We start from the raw sequence: 22736 nt of genomic DNA on the forward strand, positions 1-22736 counted from the left end.
ACCCCATTGATCAGGAGAGAATTTCGATGAGTATCGATTTCACCCAGGAACAGCGTTCGTTCGCCGAGGCTGTCGCCGCGTTCTGCAAGCGTGAGGCAGGCACGCGCGAACAACGCGATGCCCTCACCGAACACGGTACCCACACCCACAACCAGGCGCTTTACGAGAAGATGGCCGAACTCGGCTGGCTCGGATCGACCATTGCCGAGGAGTTCGGCGGCGCCGACGGCGGGGCAGTCGACATGTGCATCCTCCTCGAGGAAGCAGCCAAGGGCATGGCGCCGATCGGCGGAATCGGACCGACGCTGATCACCGGAGCGGCGTACGCCAAGTTCGGTACCCAGGCCCAGAAGGAATCGGTACTCGGGGGCATCGTCGAGGGCAAGAGCTATTCGATCTCGATGTCCGAGCCCGAGGCCGGATCCGACGTCGGTAACCTCAGCTGCCGCGCCGAGAAGACTGCCGGCGGTTGGTCGATCAACGGTCAGAAGACGTGGTGCTCCAACGCGCATTTCGCCGACCGCATCCTCCTCGTTGCCCGGACGGGGAGAGGCGAAGGCAAGCACGAGGGACTGACGATGTTCGACGTGCCCGCCGACGCCCCGGGCCTGTCCATTGTTGGCATCGACACGATGGGTGGCAAGGAGGTCAACGATCTCTATTTCACCGACTGCCTCCTTCCCGAGGATGCCGTGATCGGTGTGGAGGGCCAGGGTTGGGGACAACTGATGACCGGCCTGAACATCGAGCGGCTGATCCTGGCGGCCATGATGCTCGGCACCGCGCAGCGAGCATTCGAAGACACGCTCCAGTTCATCACGCAGCGAAAGCAATTCGGACGCCCGGTCGGGACGTTTCAGGCACTTCGGCACCGTGTCGCCGATCTCGCGACGGAGATCGAATGCGGTCGACTGCTCGTTTATCACGTCGCCCGCCTCGTGGACGAGAACCCGGCCAAGCTCTTCCCGCGGGAGGCGTCGATGGCGAAACTCAAGCTCACCGAGACCGCCAAGAAGGTTGCACTCGAGGGCATGCAGATGATGGGTGGCTACGGCTACGCGACCGAGTTCGACATGGAGAAGCACGTCCGCACCACGCTGGTGTCTTCGATCTACGGCGGCACCAACGAGATTCAGCGTGACATCATCGGCAAGACCTACGGATTGTGACCGCCGGCCGCCAATAACAGTTCGGAGCAGTGCTCGACGACCGCATTCTGGTCGAGATCGAGATAGCCGTTGAGCCAGGCCGTCAGTACCTGCGCGACGCCACCGACGATGAAGTGGGCCGTCAGCTCGAGGTGCGTGTCGGCTTCGGTGCCGTAGAACTCACTGGCTTGGGCGGCGAGCAAGCCGGCGAACATGCGGGTCGACTCGGCGCGTTTGGCGGCGAGCGCGTCGTCCGACACCGTGGCCGCGAACAGAAGCCGTCCGCGGCGTGGGTCCTCGGCAACTGCTTCGACGACGGCGGCGACGGCGGTACGGACGCGTTCGCTCGCCGAATCGCCGGAGGCCGCGAGTGCGGCGAGGGTGGTTGTGGTGATCTCACCGATCACGTGGTCGTACACCGCTTCCACCAGTGCATTCTTGTCGGCGAAGCTCTCGTAGAAGTACCGCGATGCGACGCCTGCAAGGCGGCACACGCCTCGCACGCTCAGCTCGGGTTCGCTGGTGCCGAGCAGGTCGAGGCCGGCCTCGACGAGGGTGCGGCGGCGTTCGGCGACACGTGCCGAGCCGTCCACTCCGCCGTATGTCCGAGGGGATGGATCCATGGAGACATCTTGACATCGTTCTTCCCGCGCGCCTAGCGTAATCTGCACACGCATGTACTCAGATGGCCGAATTCGAAGGAAGTGGCGATGACCGCCCACACGGAAGACAACGCACTACTGCGCAAATCCATGTCAGGGTTCGGGCTGCTCGCCGGCGGGGCAAACGTCATCATGCAGCTCGCCCACCCCGCCGTCGGCTACGGCGTCTACGAGAGCACCGTCGAGACCGGACAGATCAACCGTCACCCGGTCAAGCGAACCCGCACGACGCTGTCCTACCTGGCCGTCGCGGGCATGGGTGCCGAGGATGTCAAAGCCGCGTACCGGAAGGCCACCAACAGATCTCACACTGCGGTCAAGTCGACGGCAGACAGTCCGGTGAAATACAACGCGTTCGACCCCGACCTACAGCTGTGGGTCGCGGCCTGCCTGTACCGCGGCTTCGAAGATGTTTACTATGCCCTCTACGGCGAACCCGACGCGGACTTCCTCGACGAGATGTACCAACGCTGCCATGTGCTGGGCTCGACGCTGCAGATGCCACGCGAGAAGTGGCCGTCGAACCGCCTCGCATTCGAAAACTACTGGAACACAGCGCTCGACGACGTGCACATCGACCCGACCATCAGGAAGTACCTGTACGGGATCGCGTCGGCGACGTTCGTCAAACCCCATGTCCTGCATCCGCTCATCGGGCCGTTCATGCGCTTCGTCACCACGGGCTTTCTCCCCGAGCGGTTCCGCGACGAGATGGAACTGCCCTGGGATCCGGTCAAGCAGCGGCGATTCGACCGACTCGTCCGGGCACTCGCAATGGCCAATCGAGTGACGCCGACCGTGCTGCGCCAGATGCCGTTCAATATTCTGCTCTGGGACGTGCGGACCCGAATGGTGCAGGGACGCAGCCTGGTTTAGGCAAGTTCGGTGCGCGGGTCAGTTGCCCACGCCGTTCTGCTGAAGAAAGCGATTCAGATCGCGCGTATCGGTGATGAAGTTGAAGGCCTGCTCTTCACCGCTGATCGTGAAGGAGTTGACCCCGATTACTTCGCCGTTTGCATTGACTGTCGGTCCGCCCGACATGCCGCCGCTGATGTCAGCGTTCACCTCGAGACCTGCGACGCCCCGCTCGGATATCTGCCTCGATGACACTGTTCCTGTCTTGAACGATGGATTCGGAATTACCATTTCGTTCGAAACAGCGCTGACGCTCGACGGGAACCCTATCGCGGTTACCGGATCGCCACTTTCCGCTTGCTCGCTTGCAACTCTGAGAGCAGGAGTATCACCATTGACGCCGTTTGCGCGGAGAAGCGCCAGATCGCCGTCTTGGGATTTGATCAGATCCACCAATTGAACGGGCATCCAATCGTTGATAACTTGGCCTTCGATGTTCGGCTGCTTGATTGTCAGGACGACGTCCAGCGGCGCGCCCGCGTCGAACCCTTCGACTTTCCAGTTCGAGATGGCATCATTGGCCAGGTCTATTGCGCCTTCGTAGTCGAGGAACTCCTGAATTATTCTCTTTCGCGCCTCCTCGGGGTCGACACAATGTCCGGCGGTGACGATTTCTCCCTCGGATCCGGCGAACCACCCCGTGCAACCCGAAGTCACAGTCCACTCGTCGGACCACTCGAGGCCACCGTCCGTCGTCGGATACTGGACGTATCCCGAGGTTTCGATCTGAAGAAACACGATCGAGTCGTCGATCACCTTGTTGTCGCTGACGGCTCCCGAGGCGTCCGTAGCGGCCGCGGGCGCGGCGTCACCACTTTCGGATTCCGTCGTCGAATCAGAACTGGAGCAACCCGCCACAAGCGCAATGGCAAGCACGGGTAGCGATAGCAGTGACACCACACGAGATTTCATAGTGTTCTCCGGTGTGAGTACGACGTCCCCGACGTTTCTCTCAGTTTTACTCTTGTCGAGGCGTTTTCACTAGACGTCGGGATCGAGAAGATCCTGCGCACAAGTTAGATGCGGTAGGAAACGACCGGAGAGAATTGGGAACTATCGACCTACGACGACGCCCTAGTGCTCCGCTTTTCGCTTCTTCAGCAGCCTCGAGACGCCGAGCTGCGCCGCGACGATGATGGCGCCGACGATCAGGCCGAGCAGAGCCGACGCGAGAGTGTTCACGATCCACGCGAGCACACCACCGATGCCGGCGACGTCCCCGACGAGTTCCTCGCCGTGATGGACCACGTCGTAGATGGGGTGGAAACCCAACTCGTCGATACCGACGAGGAGGATGTGGCCACCGACCCACAACATCGCAGCCGTGCCGACGACGCTGAGCACCGACATCACCTTCGGCATCGCCTTGACGAGTCCGCGGCCGAACTTCTCGACGACACCGGACCTGGTATCTGCCAACTGCAACCCGATGTCGTCCATCTTCACGATCAGTGCGACGACGCCGTAGACGACGATGGTGATGACCACCGCGACCACCGCGAGAATGATCAGCCGACTCCAGAAGCCCTCGCCGGCGATGGTGTCGAGGGCGATGACCATGATCTCGGCGGACAGGATCAGATCGGTGCGCACAGCGCCGGAGACGACGGTGTCCTCGTCCTTCGGTACGTCCTCGGCGGCCTCGTGGTGAGCACCGTGGCCGAAGACCGCGCCCCAGATCTTGTGCACCGCCTCGTAGGCGAGGTAGCAGCCTCCGAGCATCAGAATCGGCGTCAACAGCCACGGGAGGAACTGGCTGAGCAGCAGCGCGATGGGGAGGATGATGATGAGTTTGTTGCGCAGGGACCCGATCGCGATGCGCTTGATGATCGGGAGCTCACGCTCGGCGGCGAGGCCCCGGACGTACTGCGGCGTCACCGCGGCGTCGTCGATGACCACACCGGCAGCTTTCGCCGTCGCCTTGCTCGTTGCCGCACCGACGTCGTCGATCGAGGCCGCCGCCAAACGCGCAAGCGCGGCAACGTCGTCGAGAAGAGCGACAAGTCCACCCGCCATGGAGTCCTCCTGAGATCGGTCCGGTCGCCATGACCAGAACTCAAGATACCGCGCCGCTCGCCACCCGAAACCAGACCAAGAAGGCTGTTACCATCCTCCCGTGTTGCTGACGAGACGAGTAATTGCCGCACTGTCCGCCTCGCTGCTGCTGATCGGGGGATCCGCTGCTGCTGCGCAGGCCGCGCCGATCAACGTTCCGTGGTCTCCCGACGCAGTCCTCGATTCCGAGGTGGAGTTCACCTCGGGAGATGTGACGTACTACGGAAGCTTCCGCGCGCCCGTCGGCGAGGTTCGCGGCGCCGCACTGCTGCTCCCCGGCAGCGGGCCGACCGACCGGGACGGCAATCAGGACGGCATTACCCCGAACACACTGGCCTATACCGCTGATGTCCTCGCCGAACGCGGCGTCGCCACGCTGCGGTACGACAAGTTCGGCAGCGGCCGCACCGGCATGGCCGGCCTCGATCCCACAGATTCGCTCGGCTACACCGACCAGGTCGACACGGCCGAGGCTGCGCTGAACGTGCTGCGGGAACGCACCGGGGTGGCGTCGGAGGATATCGCGGTCCTCGGCCACAGTGAAGGATCGTTGACGACGCTGTCGTTGAAGGACCGTGGTGTGGACTTCGGACCCGTCGGATTGCTCGCACCGCCGGCACTGAGGTACTTGGACTTGATGTCGCTGCAGCTCAACGCGGCTTTCGATCGTGCGGTCGCCGGCGGTCAGATGACGCCCGAGGCTGCGAGTTCGGAGCGAGCGCGGCTCGCCGTGAGCATCGAGGCGCTGCGAGCCGGCCAGCCACTGCCGTATCCGGAAGATCCCACGCTGGCCCCGCTCGGCATCAATCCGATCAACGCCACGTTCCTCACCGAGATCGACGCCGTCGAACCCACCGCGATCGCAGCCACGCTGGCCCCGTCGACCGACGTTCTGCTGACTTGCTCAGAGAAAGACCTCAACGTCTCCTGCGATCAGATCGACGGACTGCACGATGCGTTGGCAGGAACGGACGTCGAATATGCCCGGTTTGCCAACGCATCGCACACCCTCGGTGAGCTCGGCCCGCTTCCTGCTACGGGTGTCGATCTCTACCTCCCGCTGCCGCTGTCCTCAGAGTTCCGCGGTGCGCTCGGCACGTGGGCGGAGAACACCTTCAGCTGAATCGGTGCTGCTGGAGCCGGCTGTGGGGAAGGGGCATCGCGGCGGATCGGCGAGAGCGCCGAGATCTCGCGGACGGTAGTTCGCGGGGTAACCCGGGTACGTCCGGTTCTTGCCGTCGTCGGTGCTCTTGGACCGCTTTCTCGTCGGCATGAGCCGCACCGCTCGGGCTTTGGCGCGCAGTGCGATCTCGGCCAGGCGCTGGACCGTCGGCGATCCGGTCGGAAAGCCGAAGGCACGTGCCATCCGATCGTCCATCAGTGCGTAGACCCCGCGCCGGACGGCGGGGTGCATTGCCTCGGGGAACCACGAGCAGAACAGTTCGAGCGTGTACGTGCCGACCCGGTGATTGTCCTCGGTGTAGTGGAACGTCAGTTCCTCGTAGTCGAGCTTGAACTTCGCGAGCTCGGTATAGGACTCCGGTATGTTCTTGATTCCCATTCGGATGCCGATCTGCCGATAGAAATGGAACGCGGCGAGGCGTTCCTTCGGGAGAAGCCGGCGCCAGCCGTACCTGTCGATCCAGTCGATGGGCTCGTAGATGAAAGTGCTGAGCACGTACAGCATGTCGTCGTTGGAGATGTCGTACTTGGCGTGCATGCGATTGACGGTGCGTAGCGCCTCGACCCCGCGCTCGGACTCGTAGCCGTGTTCGAGCATCTCCGCCATCAACAGTGCGGTGTCGTCGTACCGTTTCTGCGGCCGGTTGGCGAACTCGCCCGTCTTCTCCAGCAGATTGGAAATGGTTGGCACGCAGTATGTCCGGAACAACGCGAACTCCAGCGCACGCTGATAGTCCCACGGGAACTCGAAGCCGGCGGTGATGCGGTGAATCGCGTGACAATCACGCTCCGTGTCGAGTTCTTCGATGCGTCGAACCCACCCGTACCGGCCGCGTCGGGGCTTCGATTCCACTGCGTTGGCCATCGCTCAGCTTCTTCCGTGTCGCAGCTTGAGCATCAACGCCGAGACCTTCAGGTCGCGTGCCTTGCGCTGCATCGTCAGTAGATTCATGGGTGCGGCAAACTTCTGCACTGCAAGCGATTTGACGGTGCTGAACTCTCGAAGGCCGTCAGCGCCGTGGATGCGGCCGAATCCCGAATCGCCGGTGCCGCCGAACGGGAGCGCGGGAATGCCGGCGAAACCGAGCACCGAATTGACGGTGACCACACCGCAGTCCAGCTTTTCTGCAGCGCGACGTCCCTCGCCTGGATCCTTGGTGAACACCGAGGCACCGAGGCCGTACACCGAAGCGTTCGCGCGCTCGATGCCCTCGTCGAGATCGCGCACCTTGTTCACCACGACGGTCGGCCCGAATGTTTCCTCGGTGATCGCCGTCGAATCCTCTGGCACGTCCGTGAGGATGACGGGGTCGATGTACGGGCCGTGCAGCGAATCCAGCCCGCCCAGCACTGCCCGTCCGCCCTTGGCCAACGCGTCCTCGATCTGCGCGCGCACGATGTCGCTCTGCTTTCCGAGCGTCATCGGTCCGTAGGAGGAGGTCTTGGCGCCGCCCGGCTTCAGTGCCGACACCGCGGCGGTGAGCTTTTCGACGAAATCCTGGTAGACGGGCTCGGCAACGTAGATCCGTTCCACACCCGCGCACGTCTGACCGGCATTGCCCATCGCACCGAACGTCGCGAACTCGACTGCCGCGTCGAGGTCGGCATCCTTGTCGACCAACATGGCGTCCTTGCCGCCGCACTCGGCGACCAGCGGTGTGAGGCGCTGCGCGCAGGTGGCCATGACCTTCTTGGCGGTTGCAGTCGAGCCGGTGAACGCGATCTTGTCGACGCCCGACTTGCACAGCGCGGCTCCGGTCGATCCGTCACCGGTGATGGTCTGGAACACCGGATGCGCCGCAGCGAGTGAGTTCCACTTGTCCGCGAGCCAAACACCGACACCCGGTGTCAGTTCGCTGGGCTTGAACACGACGGTGTTTCCGGCGGCAAGTGAGTATGCGATCGAGCCCATCGGGGTGTAGAGCGGGTAGTTCCACGGCCCGATCACTCCGACGACTCCGAACGGGCGGTAGCCGACGTAGGCACTCTGATTGAAGCTGATCAGGCCGGAGGAGACCTTGCGCTGCTCGAGGATCTTCTTCGCGTTGCGGGCGGCCCAATCGATGTGTTCGACGCCCAACATGACCTCGAGTAGCGAGTCCTCGTCGGGTTTGCCTGTCTCGGCGGCGATGACTGCGGCGAGGCTCTGGGCGTCCTTCGCGATTGCGGCCTTGTATTCGAGAAGCCACCGCTTTCGTCCGGTGAAGCCCTGGCTGTCCCACCATCGCGCCGCGGAACGGGCGCGCTCGACAGCGGCGCGGACCTCGTCGGCGTCGGCAACGGGATAGCTGGCGAGAGCCATGCCGGTCCGTGGGTCGAGACTGTCGAAGGTACGAGCTTTCGTCTGTACGACCTGGTCCGTCATGGGCAACCCTTCAGCTGGAGGTAATTCGGTCACTCACACAAATCGCATCACATATATTTGATGTGATTTACTGTTGTTCAGCTCACACTATGCGGTGCGCGCCCGCTCGACAAGTCGTTCACATACCGACTCGCACAGCGGGCCGTAGGGCCGGTGCGATCGCCTCGATTACAGGAGCATCCTTCGTGACGAGTATCGACTTCACCCCGGAGCAGGCAGCTCTCGCTCGCTGGGTTACACCCGTCGTCGGCACGACCGACGGACCGTGACGGCGACCGTGCTGCTTCGCAGGCCCCAACTGTCCGAGGAAGTCGCGGGGCACCTCCGCAGTCAGATCATGTCCGGCGCGCTGCGCCCCGGCTCGTTCGTCCGAATCGAGGACACCGCAGCCGAACTCGGCGTCAGCGCAACCCCCGTGCGGGAGGCGCTGGTCACCCTGCGTGGTGAAGGGCTGGTCGAGCAGATCCCGCGGCGCGGCTATCGCGTGGGCGAGCTACGCCGCGAGGATGTCGAGGACATCTTTTGGCTCCAGGGCACCATCGCCAGCACGCTGGCACGTCGCGCGGCGCGGGTCATCACCGCGGCCCAGATCGAGCAGCTGTCGGGTCTCAACGACCGCGTCCGCGAGGCCGTCGCGAGAGCAGACGCGGACGCCGTCGAATCCTGCGAGTTCGAGTTCCATCGCTTCATCAACAGACTTGCCGGTGGACCGAAACTCGCGTGGTTCCTCTTCGGCGCGATCCGATACACCCCGGCGAGGCTGTACGCCGCGGATCCGGCGTGGGGCCGCGAGTCCGTCCGCAATCATGACGCCCTGCTCTCGGCATTCACGCGCGGTGATCACGGCGCAGTCGGTGAGCTGATGCGTAGCCAGTTCACCGACGGAGCCGAGCGCTTGATCGCCCACCTCGAACAGACGGGCGTCTGGACCTGATCAGTCCGAGTCGGCGGAACGGGAGGGAACCATCTCGATCACCACGGACTTCGACGTAGGGCAGTTGCTACCGACCGCAGTCGAGTCGAGCGGGACCAGTGGGTTGGTCTCCGGGTAGTATGCGGCGACGCACCCGCGTGGAGTGTCGTACTCGACAATCCGGAACCTCGACGCGCGTCGTTCGAGCTTGTCGCCCTCCCACCTGGTGACCAGATCGACCATCTCGCCGTCACGCAAACCCAGCGCGGCAATGTCCTCGCGGTGGACGAACACCACGCGCCTACCGCCCTCGATCCCGCGGTAGCGATCGCTCAGACCGTAGATGGTCGTGTTGAACTGATCGTGGCTTCGCAACGTCTGGAGCAGCAGATGCCCCTCCGGCACATGAAGCACCTCGATCGGCGAGGTCGTGAATTCAGCCTTGCCGGAGGCGGTGTCGAACGTGCGTGAGTCACGGGGCGGATGCGGAAGCACGAACCCGCCGGGGCGTCGCACGTTGACCTCGTAGCCATCGCAGCCCTTCACCACTCGCGAGATATGTGCGCGGATGCTCCGGTAGTCCTCCCGCATGGCTTTCCAAGCAATGCCGTGGCGGTCACCCAGCGTTGCCTCGGCGATGCCGGTGACAATAGCGACCTCGGACTTCAGATTCTCGCTCGCAGGCTTCAATGGCCCGCGTGAAGAATGCACCGAGCATGTCGAATCCTCCACGGAGATCCACTGCTCGCCGGACTTCTGCACATCCTTCTCGGTGCGTCCCAGCGTCGGCAGAATGAGCGCGGTATCCCCGGTGACCAGGTGCGAGCGATTGATCTTTGTGGAAATGTGCACCGTCATCCGCAGGCCACGCATCGCGTCGAACGTGACATTCGAGTCCGGTGTCGCCTGCACGAAATTGCCGCCCAGGCCGAGAAAGAACCGCGCCTTGCCGTCGCGCATCGCCCGAATCGAATCCACGGTGTCGAGACCGTGCTCGCGAGGTGGGTCGAATCCGAACTCTTTCTCCAGGGCGTCGAGGAAATGTTTCGGCACGCGCTCCCAAATACCCATCGTGCGGTCGCCCTGCACATTCGAGTGCCCCCGAACCGGGAGCAGCCCTGCGCCGCGCTTGCCGATGTTGCCCTGCGCGAACGCGAGATTGGTGACTTCCTTGATGGTGGCGACGGCGTTGCGGTGCTGTGTCAGCCCCATCGCCCAGCAGAAGACTGTGGCCGTGGACTCGCGCAGCATCTGCGCGGCTTCGGTGATCTGTTGCCGGGTCAGCCCTGTCGATGTGGTGACGACGTCCCAGTCGACGGCGGTGACATTGGACCGCCATCTCTCGAAGCCCGTCGTGTACTGCTCGACGAACTCGTGATCGATGGCGTCCCACTCGACCAGCAGTGACCCGATGGCCTGGAACAGAGCGAGGTCACCGTTGCCCCTGATCGGTAGGTGAAAATCGGATAGATCGGTTCCGGGACCGACCATCCCACGCGGAGTCTGAGGATTCTTGAAATTGACCAGTCCGGCCTCGCGCAGCGGATTGATCGTCAGAATTCTCGCGCCGTTCTGCTTCGCCTTCTCGAGAGCGGACAGCATGCGGGGATGATTGGTGCCCGGATTCTGGCCGGCTATGACGATGAGCTGGGCGTCGTAGACATCGTCCAGGGTGACGCTGGCCTTGCCGATTCCGATGGTTTCCTGCAGTGCAACCGAGGTCGACTCGTGACACATGTTGGAACAATCCGGCAGATTGTTGGTCCCGAACGCGCGAGCGAAAAGCTGGTAGACGAACGCGGACTCGTTCGACGCCCGCCCGGAGGTGTAGAAAATTGCCTCGTCCGGACTGTCGAGGGCCCGAAGCTGATCACCGATCAGGGAGAACGCATCTTCCCATGCGATGGGTTCGTAGAAGCGGCCGCCGGGGCGTTTGACCATCGGATGCGTGATGCGTCCCTGCTGGCCGAGCCAGTGTTCGGACCGCGCGTCGAGATCGTCGATGCTGTGTCGCGCGAAGAACTCCGGCGTGGCCCGCGTGGTGGTTGCTTCCTCGGCGACTGCCTTGGCGCCGTTCTCGCAGAACTCGGCGGCGTGGCGGTGGCCCGGGTCCGGGTCGGGCCACGCGCAGCTCATGCAGTCGAAACCCTCGGCCTGATTGAGATCGAGGAGTGTCCTCGCGGTGCGCAGCGGGCCCATGTGGCCCAGTGCCCGCTTGAGCGAGACGGCAACGGCGACGGGCCCCGCAGCGTGCGTCTTGGGCTTCTCCACGCGCAACCGGGCCTCGTCGCCGGACCCGCTTTGCGCAGAGTCGGCCTCGTCGTGAATGCGCATACCGATCCTTTTCGAGTCCGGGTCCGCGCGCAGTGGCCCTGCTTACTTGCCGAGAAGGCCAGTAACCAGGTCGATGTACGACTGCTTGGCGGAATCTTGGCTCGTACCTTCGAGTTTCGCCCAGGCGTCGTACTTGGCGCGGTTTACCATGTCCAATCTACCCGGCCGTTTGCCGTCGACATCGCCTTTCGTGCCCTGCTTGAACAACGAGTACAGGCGCAGCAGATCGTCGTTGCTGGGCTTGGACGTCAGGGTCTTGACGTCCACCTGTGCCTGCTGGAAAGCCGCGTCGAGATCGGACATGTGTGTGCTCCTTGAGTGTCGGGTGTGTCGATCATGGCACGGAGGTCGATGGACGTGCACCGGCGTCGGCGACGAGTCGCACGCAATGCGCGAGAAATTTCTCGCGCGCGGTGGTGATGGTGCCGTCGAGATAGCCGACGAACAAAGCCGTCAGGGCGCCGACGACACCGACCGCGACGAGGTGTCGCTCGTCGTCGTCACCGGCACTCAGGTGTGGTCGCACCAGTTCGACGAAGCTGGGAACCAACGCGAGGCCGCTGCCTCCGATGGCGGGCTCGGTCAGCGGTGCCAACAACAGGACACGTCCGACGCTGGGGTGATCGAGGACCAGTTCGACGAATGCGCGAACAGCGGCCTCGGGGATATCGGCCGGTTCGCTTGCAGCGGCAGCGGCGATGGCGGTGCGAGCCTGTTCGCCGACGTGGGCGTAGACGGCGCGAACGTAGGCGTCGCGGTCGGCGAAGCTCTCGTAGAAGTATCGCTCGGTGAGCCCGGCGCTGCGGCATGCCGCGCGGACGGAGACCGACGGTCCATCGCTGGCTCCGAGCAAGGCCACACCCGCGGTGAGCAGTGCTTCGTGTCGTCGTTGTCGTCGTTCGTCGAGATTCACCGTTCTCCCAAGCCATTGACTACAGGTGTTGTCAGATCATAGTCTGACAACATGCGTAGTCAGTCGGGTGGCGAGCGACCGGTGCCTCTGGGGCCGGAATCGCTGACATGGAAGTACTTCGGAGACTGGAGGGGGATGCTGCAGGGCATCTGGGCTGGGTCGATGCAGAACATGCACCCCGGCCTCGGAGCCGGCGTCGAGCAGCACTCGATCTTCTTCGACGAGCGGTGGCAACGGCTGTACCGATCGCTGTATCCCATCGGGGGAGTGGTGTTCGACGGCGATCGAGCGGAGCAGACAGCCCTGCAGGTACGTGGCTACCACGACAACATCAAGGGCGTCGACGCGAAGGGGCGGCGCTACCATGCGCTCGATCCCGACACCTTCTACTGGGCCCATGCCACATTCTTCATGGGCACGATCCTCACCGCCGACCACTTCATGGGAGGCCTCACCGAGGCGCAGAAACGGCAACTGTTCACCGAGCACATCCAGTGGTACCGGCTCTACGGCATGAGCATGAAACCGGTGCCACAGACCTGGGAGGATTTCCAGGAGTACTGGAGGCACATGTGCACCGAGGTGCTCGAGGACAACAAGGCCACCCGCGACGTGCTGGATCTGTCGAACCTGGGCCCGCCGCCCTATGCGTTGTGGATGCCCGAGCGCGTGTGGTCCGTTTTTCGCAGGCCGATCGCCCGAGGGTTCGTCTGGCTCACCGTCGGGTTGTACGAGCAACCGGTGCGCGATCTGTTGGGCTACACCTGGACCGCGCGCGACGAGCGGTTGTTCCGTATCACCGGCAAAGTGGTCGATGCGATCTTCAAGCTGGTGCCGCCGCGCTACCGCATGCATCCACGCGGCCGGGCAGGTTGGGATCGAGCGCTCGGCCGAGTGGCCGCCGACTCACCGCTGCCGCAGACGCCCGCGCGCAATCTCCCGCCGCTGGCCTCACGCAACGATCCGAAGCACTACAGCCCTTAGGCGCTTCGCGCATGTGAGTGGAAATACATAGCCAGCTATGTATTTCCGCTCACATGCGGCGGAGCCGCCTTACCCCTCCCACCAGGGGCGCAGTGGCAAATCTGCCTCGCCCTTGCTGCCGAGCTTGACGCCCAGCACCTGGTGCAGCTGAACGACGTTGCGTTCGAATCCGAGCCGCGATCCGGCCATGTACAGACCCCACACACGTGCGGTGCCCACACCGGCTTCGGCGACGCAGGCGTCCCAGTTCTCCACCAGGTTCTCGCACCACGCTTTCAGGGTGAGCGCGTAGTGCTCGCGGAGATTCTCCTCGTGCCGAACTTCCAGCCCCACATCCTGCATCTCGGTGATGATGCGACCCGAGCCCGTGAGCTCACCATCGGGGAAGACATATCGGTCGATGAACGATCCGGCGCGCGCATGGGCACGGTTGTCCGGGCGGGTGATGCAATGGTTGAGCACCCGGCCACCGACCCGAAGCTTGGACTTGATCGACCCGAAATACGCCGGGTAGTTGTGCACGCCGATATGTTCGGTGAGTCCGATGGAGGAGACCGCGTCGAACTCGGTCTCGGTGACGTCGCGATAGTCCGAGAAACGAACCTCGGCCAGATCTGACAGCCCTTCGTCCGCGATGGCCTTCTGCGCCCACGCCGCCTGCTCCTTCGACAGCGTGGCACCGATCGCCCGAACCCCGCGACGTGCGGCGTAGCGAACCATTCCGCCCCAGCCGCAACCGATATCGAGAAGTCGATCGCCCTCCTTCAGGCCCAGCTTCTCGAAGACGAGTCGATACTTGTTCTCCTGCGCGGCCTCGAGAGTGTCCTCGGGGGAGGTGTACGTCGCGCAGGTGTACGTCATCGACGGCCCGAGCACGTACTCGTAGAAGGTGTTGGAGACATCGTAGTGATGCGAGATCGAATCGGCGTCACGAGTCTTGGAGTGGCGCAGGCCTTCCGCGATCCGACGCCACCGCGGTACCACCTCCTGCGGCGGTGGTGCGATGGGCCGAAGCAGATCCCACCCGAGCGACCGAGTGATCGATGCCAACGTCAGTGCACCGGGGCGTCGAAAGTGCAGTTCGTCGCTGATCAGTCGCAGCATGTCGTACGGGTCGCCGGGGTGAACTCCGACGGGTTCGAGGTCGCCGGAGACGTAGGCCCGCGCCATGCCGAGATCGCCGGGTGCGGTAACGAGGTAGGTCGTCCCGCGTGGGGAATTGAGGTTGAGGCCGATAGCGGCGTCCTCGGGCCCGGCGGCGCTACCGTCGTACGCGGTGAAGCGCAGGGGGATGTTGCCCTCGGAAAGGGTTTCGAGAATCTCCGAGATGGTGAGCTTGTGGGCGCGGGTCACATCTCGTGCAGTGGGTTCTTTGAACGTCGTCATTTTCTTAGCACCGCCTTTGCATACATGGTCGATAACCGTGAATGAGGGTCGTACCTTTTCTTCAGCTCCGCGCTTCTTTCGCCGCCGTACAGTTCGGAGAATTCCGCCTCGGTGTAATACGCATCCGAGTAGAGCGACTTGTGTCCGTCGAAATGGGTGACCTTGTGTTCGATGGCCCGGTTGGTGGCGCCTTCGGGTTCACCGGCAACGACGGGGACCGAGGACCAGAACCCGATATTGACGTAGGTTCGTTTCGGTTCGAGGGGGTAGAGGGGCCACGGGCGTGCGGCGTCGGCGCCCGGCGGCGCCGGTTCGCGAAGCCTCAGCGGGCACAGCCACAGCGGTTCGATCGGAACTTCGTCGAGGAACCACCGCAGGAACGATGCGGTGTTCTCGATGGGCACCTCGACGTCCTGGACGACGCGCTCACGTGGCGGGTTGCCCTTGCGGGCCTCGAGGCGGTCGGCGATGTCGTACTTCCGGTCGAGCGCAACGAGTTTCCAGTAGAAGCTCGACCGGCGATACTTGGTGGGCCAGAAGCGTCGAATTCTGGGGTTCTGGGTGCCGAATGCGCGCGAGCACCAGAACCAGTCCGTGTCCCACCGCCACAGGTAATCGTGGATTGTCAGACGGTCCGTCTTGGGTGCATTGCCGTCGTGCTGAATCGAGCGGTAGTAGATCTCGGATCCGGAGCGATAATCGGACACGGGACCCGTCGCGGCGGTCTGGATGCCGAGCGTCAGGTAGCTCTCGCTTTCCGAGAAGACCACGCCGTCGAGGTAATGGACGTCGACGCCGTCGTAGGACCGGTCCGAGGCGATCTCGTCCATCGCCTGCTGCATGCTGTCGAGATCGTGAAACCGGAGGTGTCGCAGTGCGACATACGGCAGCACAGGTTCGAGTCGGATCTTCAGCCGCGTCGCGTATCCGAGCGTGCCGTACGAGTTGGGAAAGCCCCAGAACAATGCGGAGTGGTCGCCGTCGGGTGTCGCGGTGACGATCTCTCCACTACCGGTGAGCACGTCCATCTCGAGGACCGATTCGTGTGGAAGTCCGTTACGAAAGGACGTGCTCTCGATTCCGAGGCCGGTAACGGCGCCGCCGAGTGTGATGGTCTTGAGCTGGGGTACGACGAGTGGAGCCAGACCGTAGGGGAGGGTGGCAGCGACGAGGTCCTCGTAGGTGCACATGCCGGCGACGTCGGCGGTCCTGTTCTGGGCATCGACCGCGATGACCGTCGTCAGCCCCGATACGTCGAGCCCAGGTGCGGTCGGTTCGGCGCGGGCGCGAAAGAGGTTGGATGTCTTCTTCGCGAGCCGGACGGTTGCGTCCGCCGGGATCGCTCGGTAACTGTCGAGCAGCCGTTCGACGCCGGCGCGATGCGCGGCGAAGCCGCATTCGCGAGGAGCGGATCGTCGTCTCGGTAGTGCCAATGCAGGAGCCACAGGGAGACGCTATCGCCGCTGCCCGGTGCGGGCTACCGAGAATGTGCGACGGCGAGCGAAACTTCACCCAAATGTTGTTCGAGACTCCGTGTAGAAACGGACATTTGATGCGCAGATGCATGAAACATGCAAGTCATTTGCACTGCTAAAAATATTTGGTGAAGCATGTCACACCCACTCGCCTGCTCGGTTTCCGCTCTGCCACGAGAAGGGCAGGATGGACGCAGAACCAACAGCAGCACACGATCTAGGGAGACATGTCAGTGGGAAAAGTTACGGCCAGCACGTCGAAGACCATTGCTCAGGCACCGGACCGAGTTCTGGCGGCGCTCGCAGACTACGAGACCGTTCGTCCCCGCATCCTGCCCGAGCAATACCGTGATTACGCCGTCGTGGAAGGCGGGCAGGGATCCGGAACTGTCGTCCAGTGGATTCTGCAGGCCACCTCCAAGCGTTCGCGAAACATGAAGATGTCCGTGACGGTCGAGGGTATGCAGATAGTCGAACGGGACGCGAACTCGTCCCTGGTCACCACCTGGACCGTCGCCCCGTCGGGTTCAGGAAGCGAGGTCACCGTGCTGACCGAATGGGATGGTGCGGGCGGTATCGGGGGCTTCTTCGAAAAGATTTTCGCGCCGCGCGGACTGAACGCGATCCAAGCGCAGACGCTGACCAACCTGGAAAAGCACGTCCACTAATAGGTTGCGAACCGCGGGTGGCCGATGACGACCGCGGTACCCATGATGACGGCACGCATCGACCACTCGAACTCCGTGTCCGAGTCGCGTACCTTTCCGTCGACGGTCAACGGAATGAGCGTCAGGTCGGTGCGCGCCAACATGGCTTCGCTGTCCTCGGATCGCCGGTTCGGTGTGTGAATCATCTCGGCCAAGGCGATCGCGTGTTCGGACACCGTGCTCACCGCCCAACGCGCCTGCATCGGATTCAACTCGAACAGGGTGGCGTACCGCTGCTCGACGGCATCTATTCGAGCCAGCGCGTTGGGTGAGTCGGCATCGAGGTCTAGCAGGTAGCGGGCGATACCAGGATTGCGGTGCACGAGAGCCCGCAGCTCCACGCTCATGTGCATCAGCGCCTCTTCGAGCGTGTCGGCCTCGGTAGGCATGGGAAATTGCCAGCGCGCCAGAATTTCCTCGGCGATGAGCGTGCGGAGCGTCTCGACGCCCTCGATGTGGTTGTAGATCGCGACGATGCTCACGCCGATCTTCTCGGCCATGGCCTTGACGGTGACCTTCGGCAGGGTGAGTTCGATCCCCGCCTCGATGAGGCTCTCCGGAGTCACCCGACGACGCGACGCTCGGAGCGGCTTCGGGTCGTGCATACACGCAGCATACGACGGCAGGCCTCATCGCGGCCTTGTCGAGTGAACCCCGCGGGCGCGAGCAGTTCATGGCAAGCTTCAATGGTGCTCGAGCGAGCGGTCCGCGAACCGAGGGGGGCCAGTATGGAGCTGCCCGATCGGTCTGCCGAATCAGCCGTGCCGACACTGCAGACACTTGCGATGCACCGACCGCGACCAGGACTGGTACGGATGACGTCCATGCTCACCTCGGTGACACTGGAACCGAGCTGGGACGAAGAGGCCATCGCGACGTGGCTGCATTTTCCGGGTTGTTCTCGTGTCGACTACACCGTTCGTCGCTACGACGCCGAACGTGGAATCCTCGAACTCGATCTCACTCCCGGCCCCGAGAGCACGATCATGAACAAGTGGCTCGATTCGGTCGAGATCGGATCCCGGACGCGTCTTGCCCAGCCCGATGTGGGATACATGCCGAACTTCGCCGACGGACGTCGAGTGCTGATCTTCGCCGACGAGTCGTCGATCTCCGCAGTTCGCGCGATCCTCGCCCAGTGGCCGGCAGGGGTGCCGGGCACGATGTGGCTGGACACCCGGGACCCCCGCCATATCGCCGATCTGCCCGTCGTGGCCGGAGTCGGGGTCGTCAGCTTCCATGTCGACATGGGTTTCGACCCGCTCGTCACCGCGGCGCGCCGAGTGGAACTGGACTCGAGCGCCACCGTCTGGGCTGCCGGAGAGACCCGCAGGATGGACGAGATCCGGGCAACGTGCCTCGCCGCAGGGCTCCCCGAGTCCGACACGAGGGTCTTCGGATACTGGGCGGACAACGCCGGCCAGCGGCGCAGTTAGGCTGGTGCTCACGCGTGCGGGCGCCCCGAAAACGGTGGGCGGCGTAGCGAGCGAACTACCGACCGAGAGGACCACCAGTGCAACCCGGTGACCAGCAGCCCGACATGGCGTCCATCATGGCGCAGGCGCAGCAGATGCAGCAGCAGTTGATGGCGGCACAGGCCGAGATCGCCGGCACCGAGGTGACCGGGCAAGCAGGCGGCGGACTGGTCTCTGCGACGGTGAGGGGAACCGGCGAGCTCGTCGGACTTTCCATCGACCCCAAGGTGGTCGACCCCGACGATGTCGAGACCCTGCAGGACCTGATCATCGGAGCAGTGGCCGACGCATCGAAGTCGGCATCAGCATTGGCTGCTGAGAAGCTGGGTCCGCTGGCGGGTGGGCTCGGCGGGGGTTCGCTCGGCCTTCCCGGCTTCTAGGGCGCACCGCGTGTACGAAGGTCCTGTTCAGGATCTGATAGACGAACTCGGCAAGATGCCGGGTGTAGGCCCGAAAAGCGCTCAGCGCATCGCCTTTCACCTCCTGGGCGTAGAACCGCCGGAGGTCGAGCGGCTGATCAAGGCGCTGCAGCGAGTGCGGGACGGCGTCCAGTTCTGCACCATGTGCGGCACGGTATCGGACAAGGAGCTGTGCCGGATCTGCGCCGATCCGCGCCGCGACCGCAGCATCATCTGCGTCGTGGAAGAACCCAAGGACGTTCAGGCAGTGGAACGCACGCGCGAGTTCAAGGGCCGCTACCACGTGCTCGGCGGCGCGCTCGATCCGCTGAACGGAGTGGGGCCTGATCAACTCCGCATCCGAGAACTGCTGATCCGACTCGGAAACCAGGACGACGGGGTAGATGTCGCGGAGGTCATCATCGCCACCGATCCCAACACCGAGGGTGAAGCGACCGCCACCTATCTCGTCCGGACGATGCGCGATTTCCCCGGGCTGTCCATCACCCGACTCGCCTCCGGTCTGCCGATGGGCGGCGACCTCGAGTTCGCCGACGAGCTCACCCTGGGCCGGGCATTGACGGGTCGTAGGCCGCTCCGCGGCATGTGAGTGGAAATACATAGCAGGACAAGTATTTCCACTCACATCCGGTTATCCACAGGCTGTGGATAACCGGCGATTTGCGCCCTCGGGCGGCCCGCCCGTCGGGCATGCTGTGCCTTCATGGACACCAGACCGAGCGGCCGCTTGCAGGAATATCTCGACGAGCAATGCGGCATCCTGACGACCCGGCAGCTCTACGGTCTGGGCGAGAACCGTGAGTCGATCAGACACGCGGTCGAGACCGGCCAATGGCTGCGAGTCTTCCGGGGAGTCTTCGCCGTCACGAACGGCCCGCTGACGCGCGAGATGCAGTTGTCGGCGGCTCTCCTCTACGCGGGGCCGAGAGCACTGTTGAGCCATGACACCGCAGCCGAGGCATGGGGGATCTCACGACCGACGGAGGGGCCGGTACACGTGACGGTCCCGTACGGCTGCTCCGCGATCAGTCAGCCGCCGACGTTGCGCCACGCAGATCGAAGATTCACAGCCACTGCGCACGAGGTCATCCATCCGGGCGTCGAGGTGCACAGGTCGCGAGCCATGGCACACATCGGAGCCGACACGAACCCGCTGCGAACTGGCAAACCCGATACCGTCCTGGACCTCGCGGTGGCCCAACCGACAGCCAGAGAGGCGATGATCTGCATGGTGTCGGCGATGGCCTCGGGTGCTGTGTCGGTGGACCTCATGCGCCGCAAACTCGAGCTTCGTCGGCCTCGGCGCTACCGGCGAGCGCTGTTCGACACTGTCGTCCTGCTCGGCGAAGGGGTGCATTCCGTCCTCGAACACAGGTATGTCCTCGACGTCGAACAGGCGCACGGACTTCCGACGGCGACGCGTCAGGCGCCCCATCATGTCGATGGCCGCGTTCTGTTCGAGGATGTGCTCTACGAGCAGTTCGGGCTCATCGTCAGGCTCGACGGCCAGGCCTTCCACAGCGCGAAGCAGCGAAGATTCCGAGACCGCAGGCGGGACAACTCAGCCGAGTTGCGCAACCTTCCGCGCCTGGCCTACGGCTGGGACGACGTGACGAAGGATCCCTGCGCGGTCTACGGGGAGGTCCGGGCAGTGCTCGTGCGGGAGGGATGGAGTGATGTGTCTTTTCCCTGCAGGCGCTGCGCGCATGTGAGTGAAAGTACATAGCGGGCTATGTACTTCCACTCACATGTGGCGGAGCCGCTCCCTCCGGAGCTGGGTTACCTCCGGCAGATCAAGGGGCGCCAACCGGGTGCCCAGGGCCTTCTCCAGCAGGTAGTCCGCCAGTTCCGGATTCCGCGCGAGCACGGGGCCGTGCATGTACGTGCCGATCACCGACCCCTGCACGACGCCCTCGCGTCCGTCGCCGACGCCGTTGCCCACACCGGAGGTGACCTTCGCCAGCGGAGCTGCGTCGAGGCCGAGAGTGGTTCCACCGCGGTGGTTCTCGAACCCGGTGAGCTTTGCGCTCAGACCGTCGAGGAAAGGTTCGCTCACGACCTCCCCGATGGATCGCTTCTCCTGCGGTGCGGTGGTGACATCGAACATCGAGATGCCGTCCACGCGTTCACCCGCGGAGGTCTCGTACCAGTGCCCGAGTACCTGGATCGCCGCGCAGATCGCGAGAACCGGAACGCCCCGCTCCGCCGCTTTCTGCAGCCCGGGATACTTCGTCAGGTGGCGGGTGGCCAGGCGTTGCGCTGAATCCTCGGCTCCGCCCAGGGTGTAGACGTCGCACGATTCCGGAACCGGATCGTTGAGCGTGATGTGCACGACTTCGGCGTCGATATCGCGCATGCGCAACCGCTGGCGCAGGATCAGGGCGTTGCCGTTGTCCCCGTAGGTACCCATGACGTCGGGTAGCACGAGACCGATGCGGACAGTGGACTCAGACATCGCTCACCTCGCGTGCGAGTGCGCGCCCGAGGTCGCGGAACGCGGTGTAGTTGGCCAAAACCTCGACGCGTCCCGGCGGACAGGATGCGATGGCAGCGAGCGGGTCCGCGACGGTGGTGTGCGGCGAACCGGCGTAGAGCAACCGCACGCCGAGATCGGTGGCACGCTCACCGGAGGCGACGACGGCCACGTTCTCGAAGTGCTCGAAGCGCACGTCCCACAACCACGACAGATCCTCCCCGTCGGGGACCTGCCCGTTGACGGCGATCACGAGACCGTCCACGGTGGGGTCGATCATCGACAGGGCCTCCTGCCACCCGGCGGGATTTTTCGCCAGGAGCAACCGCACCGAGTGCGATCCGTATTGAACTGTGGAGTATCGGCCCGCGACTTCCTCGACGCCTGCTGCGGCCGCGACGGCATCGGACGGCGCGGTGCCGAGCGTCACTGCGGCGGCGACGGCCTGGGCTGCGTTGCCGCGGTTCGCCCGGCCCGGCAGCGCCAATGTCATCGGGATCTTCAGCCCGTCGGGGCCGTAGAGATAGTCGTCGTCGAGCCACCAGTCCGGTTCCGGCCGCTGGAAATCCGATCCGGTGCTGTACCAGTGCGCGCCGTCCCAGACGATGGGTTCGCCGGTGCGCGGGCAGCTGACCGAGTCGCCGGCCCAGCCGCCACCGGCCGCCACCCAGACGACATTGGGGGCGTCGTAGGCGGCCGAGGTGACCAGGACGTCATCGCAGTTGGCGATGACGACGGTCTCGGGGTGCCGCGCCAGCCCGGCGCGGAGCTTCCGTTCGATCATGTTGATCTCGCCGACACGGTCGAGCTGATCGCGGCTGAGGTTGAGTAGGACGACGGCCGCGGGTGAGACGGCGTCGCACACGTGCGGTACGTGGAGTTCGTCGACTTCGAGCGCGGCGAGCGGTGCGTCGAAGTTGGCGTGCAGAGCCGCGACGATGCCGGCATCCATGTTCGCTCCGTCGGCCTGCGTGGCGACCTCGCCGAGCGTGGCGAGTGCGGCAGCGGCCATCCTCGTCGTCGTCGATTTGCCGTTGGTTCCGGTGATGACGACGGTACGACGCCCCGATCCGAGCCCGGTGAGGATGTCCGGGTCGATTTTGAGGGCGACGAGGCCGCCGATCATCGATCCTTTGCCGCGTCCCGCCTTGCGTGACGCCCACCTCGCTGCTTCCGCCGCCCGCAGCGCCAATCGGCCGCGCGCACCGATTGCCGCTCTGCGCTCACCCGTTCGAACCATGCGCCGAGTCTGGCACAAACATCCGGCTCGACTCTCCTCGTAATGTGGCGCCACCCGCTATGTTGACTGAAACAGGTTCTAGAAAGGAAC

The 22736-nt window shown here is 64.0% G+C and carries 22 protein-coding genes and 1 pseudogene; 10 read left to right on the forward strand and 13 right to left on the reverse strand.

Translation table 11 applies throughout. The features are described from left to right. The first annotated feature begins 26 nt into the window (after positions 1-26). Positions 27-1169 carry an acyl-CoA dehydrogenase family protein gene (locus J1M86_RS04865; protein WP_206509006.1) on the forward strand — a complete coding sequence of 381 codons (1143 nt, stop codon included), beginning with the start codon at positions 27-29 and terminating at the stop codon, positions 1167-1169. On the opposite strand, the gene J1M86_RS04870 is transcribed toward J1M86_RS04865, so the two are convergent. Next, positions 1157-1771, reverse strand: a complete 615-nt coding sequence (locus J1M86_RS04870) for a TetR/AcrR family transcriptional regulator (RefSeq protein WP_206509007.1) — start codon at positions 1769-1771, stop codon at positions 1157-1159. The genes J1M86_RS04865 and J1M86_RS04870 overlap by 13 nt on opposite strands. 87 nt (positions 1772-1858) lie before the next feature. On the opposite strand from J1M86_RS04870, the gene J1M86_RS04875 reads away from it, so the two are divergent. Next, positions 1859-2686 carry an oxygenase MpaB family protein gene (locus tag J1M86_RS04875; RefSeq protein WP_075838518.1) on the forward strand — a complete coding sequence of 276 codons (828 nt, stop codon included), beginning with the start codon at positions 1859-1861 and terminating at the stop codon, positions 2684-2686. Between the two features lie 18 nt (positions 2687-2704). On the opposite strand, the gene J1M86_RS04880 is transcribed toward J1M86_RS04875, so the two are convergent. After that, complete coding sequence (locus J1M86_RS04880) at positions 2705-3382, reverse strand: serine protease (protein WP_206509008.1); 678 nt, start codon at positions 3380-3382, stop codon at positions 2705-2707. A 417-nt stretch (positions 3383-3799) separates the two neighbouring features. Continuing rightward, on the reverse strand, positions 3800-4741 hold the full coding sequence (locus J1M86_RS04885) for a DUF808 domain-containing protein (RefSeq protein WP_206509009.1): 942 nt from the start codon (positions 4739-4741) through the stop codon (positions 3800-3802). Positions 4742-4841: 100 nt separating this feature from the next. Here J1M86_RS04885 and J1M86_RS04890 point away from each other — a divergent pair, with 100 nt between their 5' ends. After that, on the forward strand, positions 4842-5903 hold the full coding sequence (locus J1M86_RS04890) for a S9 family peptidase (protein ID WP_083667503.1): 1062 nt from the start codon (positions 4842-4844) through the stop codon (positions 5901-5903). On the opposite strand, the gene J1M86_RS04895 is transcribed toward J1M86_RS04890, so the two are convergent. Together J1M86_RS04895 and J1M86_RS04900 are read right to left on the reverse strand one after the other, a co-directional pair. Further along, positions 5853-6827, reverse strand: coding sequence for an oxygenase MpaB family protein (locus tag J1M86_RS04895; RefSeq protein ID WP_206509010.1), 975 nt, complete (start codon positions 6825-6827; stop codon positions 5853-5855). The genes J1M86_RS04890 and J1M86_RS04895 overlap by 51 nt on opposite strands. Before the next feature lie 3 nt (positions 6828-6830). Continuing rightward, positions 6831-8327: an aldehyde dehydrogenase family protein gene (locus tag J1M86_RS04900; protein ID WP_206509011.1), complete on the reverse strand. Its 1497-nt coding sequence runs from the start codon at positions 8325-8327 to the stop codon at positions 6831-6833. Positions 8328-8592: 265 nt separating this feature from the next. Between J1M86_RS04900 and J1M86_RS04905 the strand changes: the two genes are divergently transcribed. After that, positions 8593-9261 (forward strand): GntR family transcriptional regulator, encoded by a 669-nt coding sequence (locus tag J1M86_RS04905; RefSeq protein WP_206509012.1) that lies wholly within the window; start codon positions 8593-8595, stop codon positions 9259-9261. A gap of 30 nt (positions 9262-9291) precedes the next feature. Here the strand turns inward: J1M86_RS04905 and J1M86_RS04910 are convergent. The 3 genes and pseudogenes from J1M86_RS04910 to J1M86_RS04920 all read right to left on the reverse strand — a co-directional run. Next, a pseudogene (locus J1M86_RS04910) lies at positions 9292-11574 on the reverse strand (FdhF/YdeP family oxidoreductase); the annotation flags it as partial. 42 nt (positions 11575-11616) lie between these two features. Then, positions 11617-11877 (reverse strand): acyl-CoA-binding protein, encoded by a 261-nt coding sequence (locus tag J1M86_RS04915; RefSeq protein ID WP_075838484.1) that lies wholly within the window; start codon positions 11875-11877, stop codon positions 11617-11619. Positions 11878-11908: 31 nt separating this feature from the next. Continuing rightward, a complete protein-coding gene (locus J1M86_RS04920; RefSeq protein WP_206509014.1) occupies positions 11909-12487 on the reverse strand; it encodes a TetR/AcrR family transcriptional regulator in 579 nt (192 codons plus the stop codon). Positions 12488-12538: 51 nt separating this feature from the next. Between J1M86_RS04920 and J1M86_RS04925 the strand changes: the two genes are divergently transcribed. After that, on the forward strand, positions 12539-13471 hold the full coding sequence (locus tag J1M86_RS04925; protein WP_075838483.1) for an oxygenase MpaB family protein: 933 nt from the start codon (positions 12539-12541) through the stop codon (positions 13469-13471). Between the two features lie 69 nt (positions 13472-13540). Here J1M86_RS04925 and J1M86_RS04930 read toward each other — a convergent pair whose 3' ends face one another. Together J1M86_RS04930 and J1M86_RS04935 are read right to left on the reverse strand one after the other, a co-directional pair. Beyond that, positions 13541-14857 carry a class I SAM-dependent methyltransferase gene (locus J1M86_RS04930; protein ID WP_075838482.1) on the reverse strand — a complete coding sequence of 439 codons (1317 nt, stop codon included), beginning with the start codon at positions 14855-14857 and terminating at the stop codon, positions 13541-13543. Continuing rightward, positions 14854-16290: an FAD-binding oxidoreductase gene (locus J1M86_RS04935; protein WP_241259656.1), complete on the reverse strand. Its 1437-nt coding sequence runs from the start codon at positions 16288-16290 to the stop codon at positions 14854-14856. The genes J1M86_RS04930 and J1M86_RS04935 overlap by 4 nt, the downstream gene beginning before the upstream one ends. 275 nt (positions 16291-16565) lie before the next feature. On the opposite strand from J1M86_RS04935, the gene J1M86_RS04940 reads away from it, so the two are divergent. Further along, the gene (locus tag J1M86_RS04940) at positions 16566-17000 is read left to right on the forward strand and encodes an SRPBCC family protein (protein WP_206509155.1); all 435 of its coding nucleotides are present in this window, start codon (positions 16566-16568) and stop codon (positions 16998-17000) included. Here the strand turns inward: J1M86_RS04940 and J1M86_RS04945 are convergent. Beyond that, positions 16997-17644, reverse strand: a complete 648-nt coding sequence (locus J1M86_RS04945; protein ID WP_230557336.1) for a hypothetical protein — start codon at positions 17642-17644, stop codon at positions 16997-16999. The genes J1M86_RS04940 and J1M86_RS04945 overlap by 4 nt on opposite strands. Before the next feature lie 210 nt (positions 17645-17854). On the opposite strand from J1M86_RS04945, the gene J1M86_RS04950 reads away from it, so the two are divergent. The 4 genes from J1M86_RS04950 to J1M86_RS04965 all read left to right on the forward strand — a co-directional run bounded on the left by J1M86_RS04950 (position 17855) and on the right by J1M86_RS04965 (position 20659). Then, on the forward strand, positions 17855-18475 hold the full coding sequence (locus J1M86_RS04950; RefSeq protein WP_241259555.1) for a siderophore-interacting protein: 621 nt from the start codon (positions 17855-17857) through the stop codon (positions 18473-18475). A gap of 77 nt (positions 18476-18552) precedes the next feature. After that, positions 18553-18894, forward strand: a complete 342-nt coding sequence (locus tag J1M86_RS04955) for a YbaB/EbfC family nucleoid-associated protein (RefSeq protein WP_075838479.1) — start codon at positions 18553-18555, stop codon at positions 18892-18894. Positions 18895-18904: 10 nt separating this feature from the next. Continuing rightward, positions 18905-19522 carry a recombination mediator RecR gene (gene recR, locus J1M86_RS04960; RefSeq protein ID WP_206509017.1) on the forward strand — a complete coding sequence of 206 codons (618 nt, stop codon included), beginning with the start codon at positions 18905-18907 and terminating at the stop codon, positions 19520-19522. A 114-nt stretch (positions 19523-19636) separates the two neighbouring features. Then, positions 19637-20659 (forward strand): type IV toxin-antitoxin system AbiEi family antitoxin domain-containing protein, encoded by a 1023-nt coding sequence (locus J1M86_RS04965; RefSeq protein WP_206509018.1) that lies wholly within the window; start codon positions 19637-19639, stop codon positions 20657-20659. Between the two features lie 18 nt (positions 20660-20677). On the opposite strand, the gene J1M86_RS04970 is transcribed toward J1M86_RS04965, so the two are convergent. Together J1M86_RS04970 and J1M86_RS04975 are read right to left on the reverse strand one after the other, a co-directional pair. Next, positions 20678-21388 (reverse strand): type 1 glutamine amidotransferase, encoded by a 711-nt coding sequence (locus tag J1M86_RS04970; RefSeq protein WP_075838476.1) that lies wholly within the window; start codon positions 21386-21388, stop codon positions 20678-20680. After that, positions 21381-22646, reverse strand: coding sequence for a MurT ligase domain-containing protein (locus J1M86_RS04975; protein ID WP_075838475.1), 1266 nt, complete (start codon positions 22644-22646; stop codon positions 21381-21383). The genes J1M86_RS04970 and J1M86_RS04975 overlap by 8 nt, the downstream gene beginning before the upstream one ends. Between the last annotated feature and the right edge of the window lie 90 nt (positions 22647-22736).

Source organism: Rhodococcus sp. KRD197 (genome assembly GCF_017168235.1).
GTDB lineage: Bacteria > Actinomycetota > Actinomycetes > Mycobacteriales > Mycobacteriaceae > Rhodococcoides.

Excerpts from the sequence above, each read along its gene's own strand:
- J1M86_RS04865 (WP_206509006.1), top strand. The coding sequence starts at position 27 with ATGAGTATCGATTTCACCCAGGAACAGCGTTCGTTCGCCGAGGCTGTC.
- J1M86_RS04870 (WP_206509007.1), bottom strand. The coding sequence starts at position 1,771 with ATGGATCCATCCCCTCGGACATACGGCGGAGTGGACGGCTCGGCACGT.
- J1M86_RS04875 (WP_075838518.1), top strand. The coding sequence starts at position 1,859 with ATGACCGCCCACACGGAAGACAACGCACTACTGCGCAAATCCATGTCA.
- J1M86_RS04885 (WP_206509009.1), bottom strand. The coding sequence starts at position 4,741 with ATGGCGGGTGGACTTGTCGCTCTTCTCGACGACGTTGCCGCGCTTGCG.
- J1M86_RS04895 (WP_206509010.1), bottom strand. The coding sequence starts at position 6,827 with ATGGCCAACGCAGTGGAATCGAAGCCCCGACGCGGCCGGTACGGGTGG.
- J1M86_RS04900 (WP_206509011.1), bottom strand. The coding sequence starts at position 8,327 with ATGACGGACCAGGTCGTACAGACGAAAGCTCGTACCTTCGACAGTCTC.
- J1M86_RS04915 (WP_075838484.1), bottom strand. The coding sequence starts at position 11,877 with ATGTCCGATCTCGACGCGGCTTTCCAGCAGGCACAGGTGGACGTCAAG.
- J1M86_RS04925 (WP_075838483.1), top strand. The coding sequence starts at position 12,539 with ATGCGTAGTCAGTCGGGTGGCGAGCGACCGGTGCCTCTGGGGCCGGAA.
- J1M86_RS04930 (WP_075838482.1), bottom strand. The coding sequence starts at position 14,857 with ATGACGACGTTCAAAGAACCCACTGCACGAGATGTGACCCGCGCCCAC.
- J1M86_RS04945 (WP_230557336.1), bottom strand. The coding sequence starts at position 17,644 with ATGCACGACCCGAAGCCGCTCCGAGCGTCGCGTCGTCGGGTGACTCCG.
- J1M86_RS04950 (WP_241259555.1), top strand. The coding sequence starts at position 17,855 with ATGACGTCCATGCTCACCTCGGTGACACTGGAACCGAGCTGGGACGAA.
- J1M86_RS04965 (WP_206509018.1), top strand. The coding sequence starts at position 19,637 with ATGGACACCAGACCGAGCGGCCGCTTGCAGGAATATCTCGACGAGCAA.
- J1M86_RS04970 (WP_075838476.1), bottom strand. The coding sequence starts at position 21,388 with ATGTCTGAGTCCACTGTCCGCATCGGTCTCGTGCTACCCGACGTCATG.
- J1M86_RS04975 (WP_075838475.1), bottom strand. The coding sequence starts at position 22,646 with ATGGTTCGAACGGGTGAGCGCAGAGCGGCAATCGGTGCGCGCGGCCGA.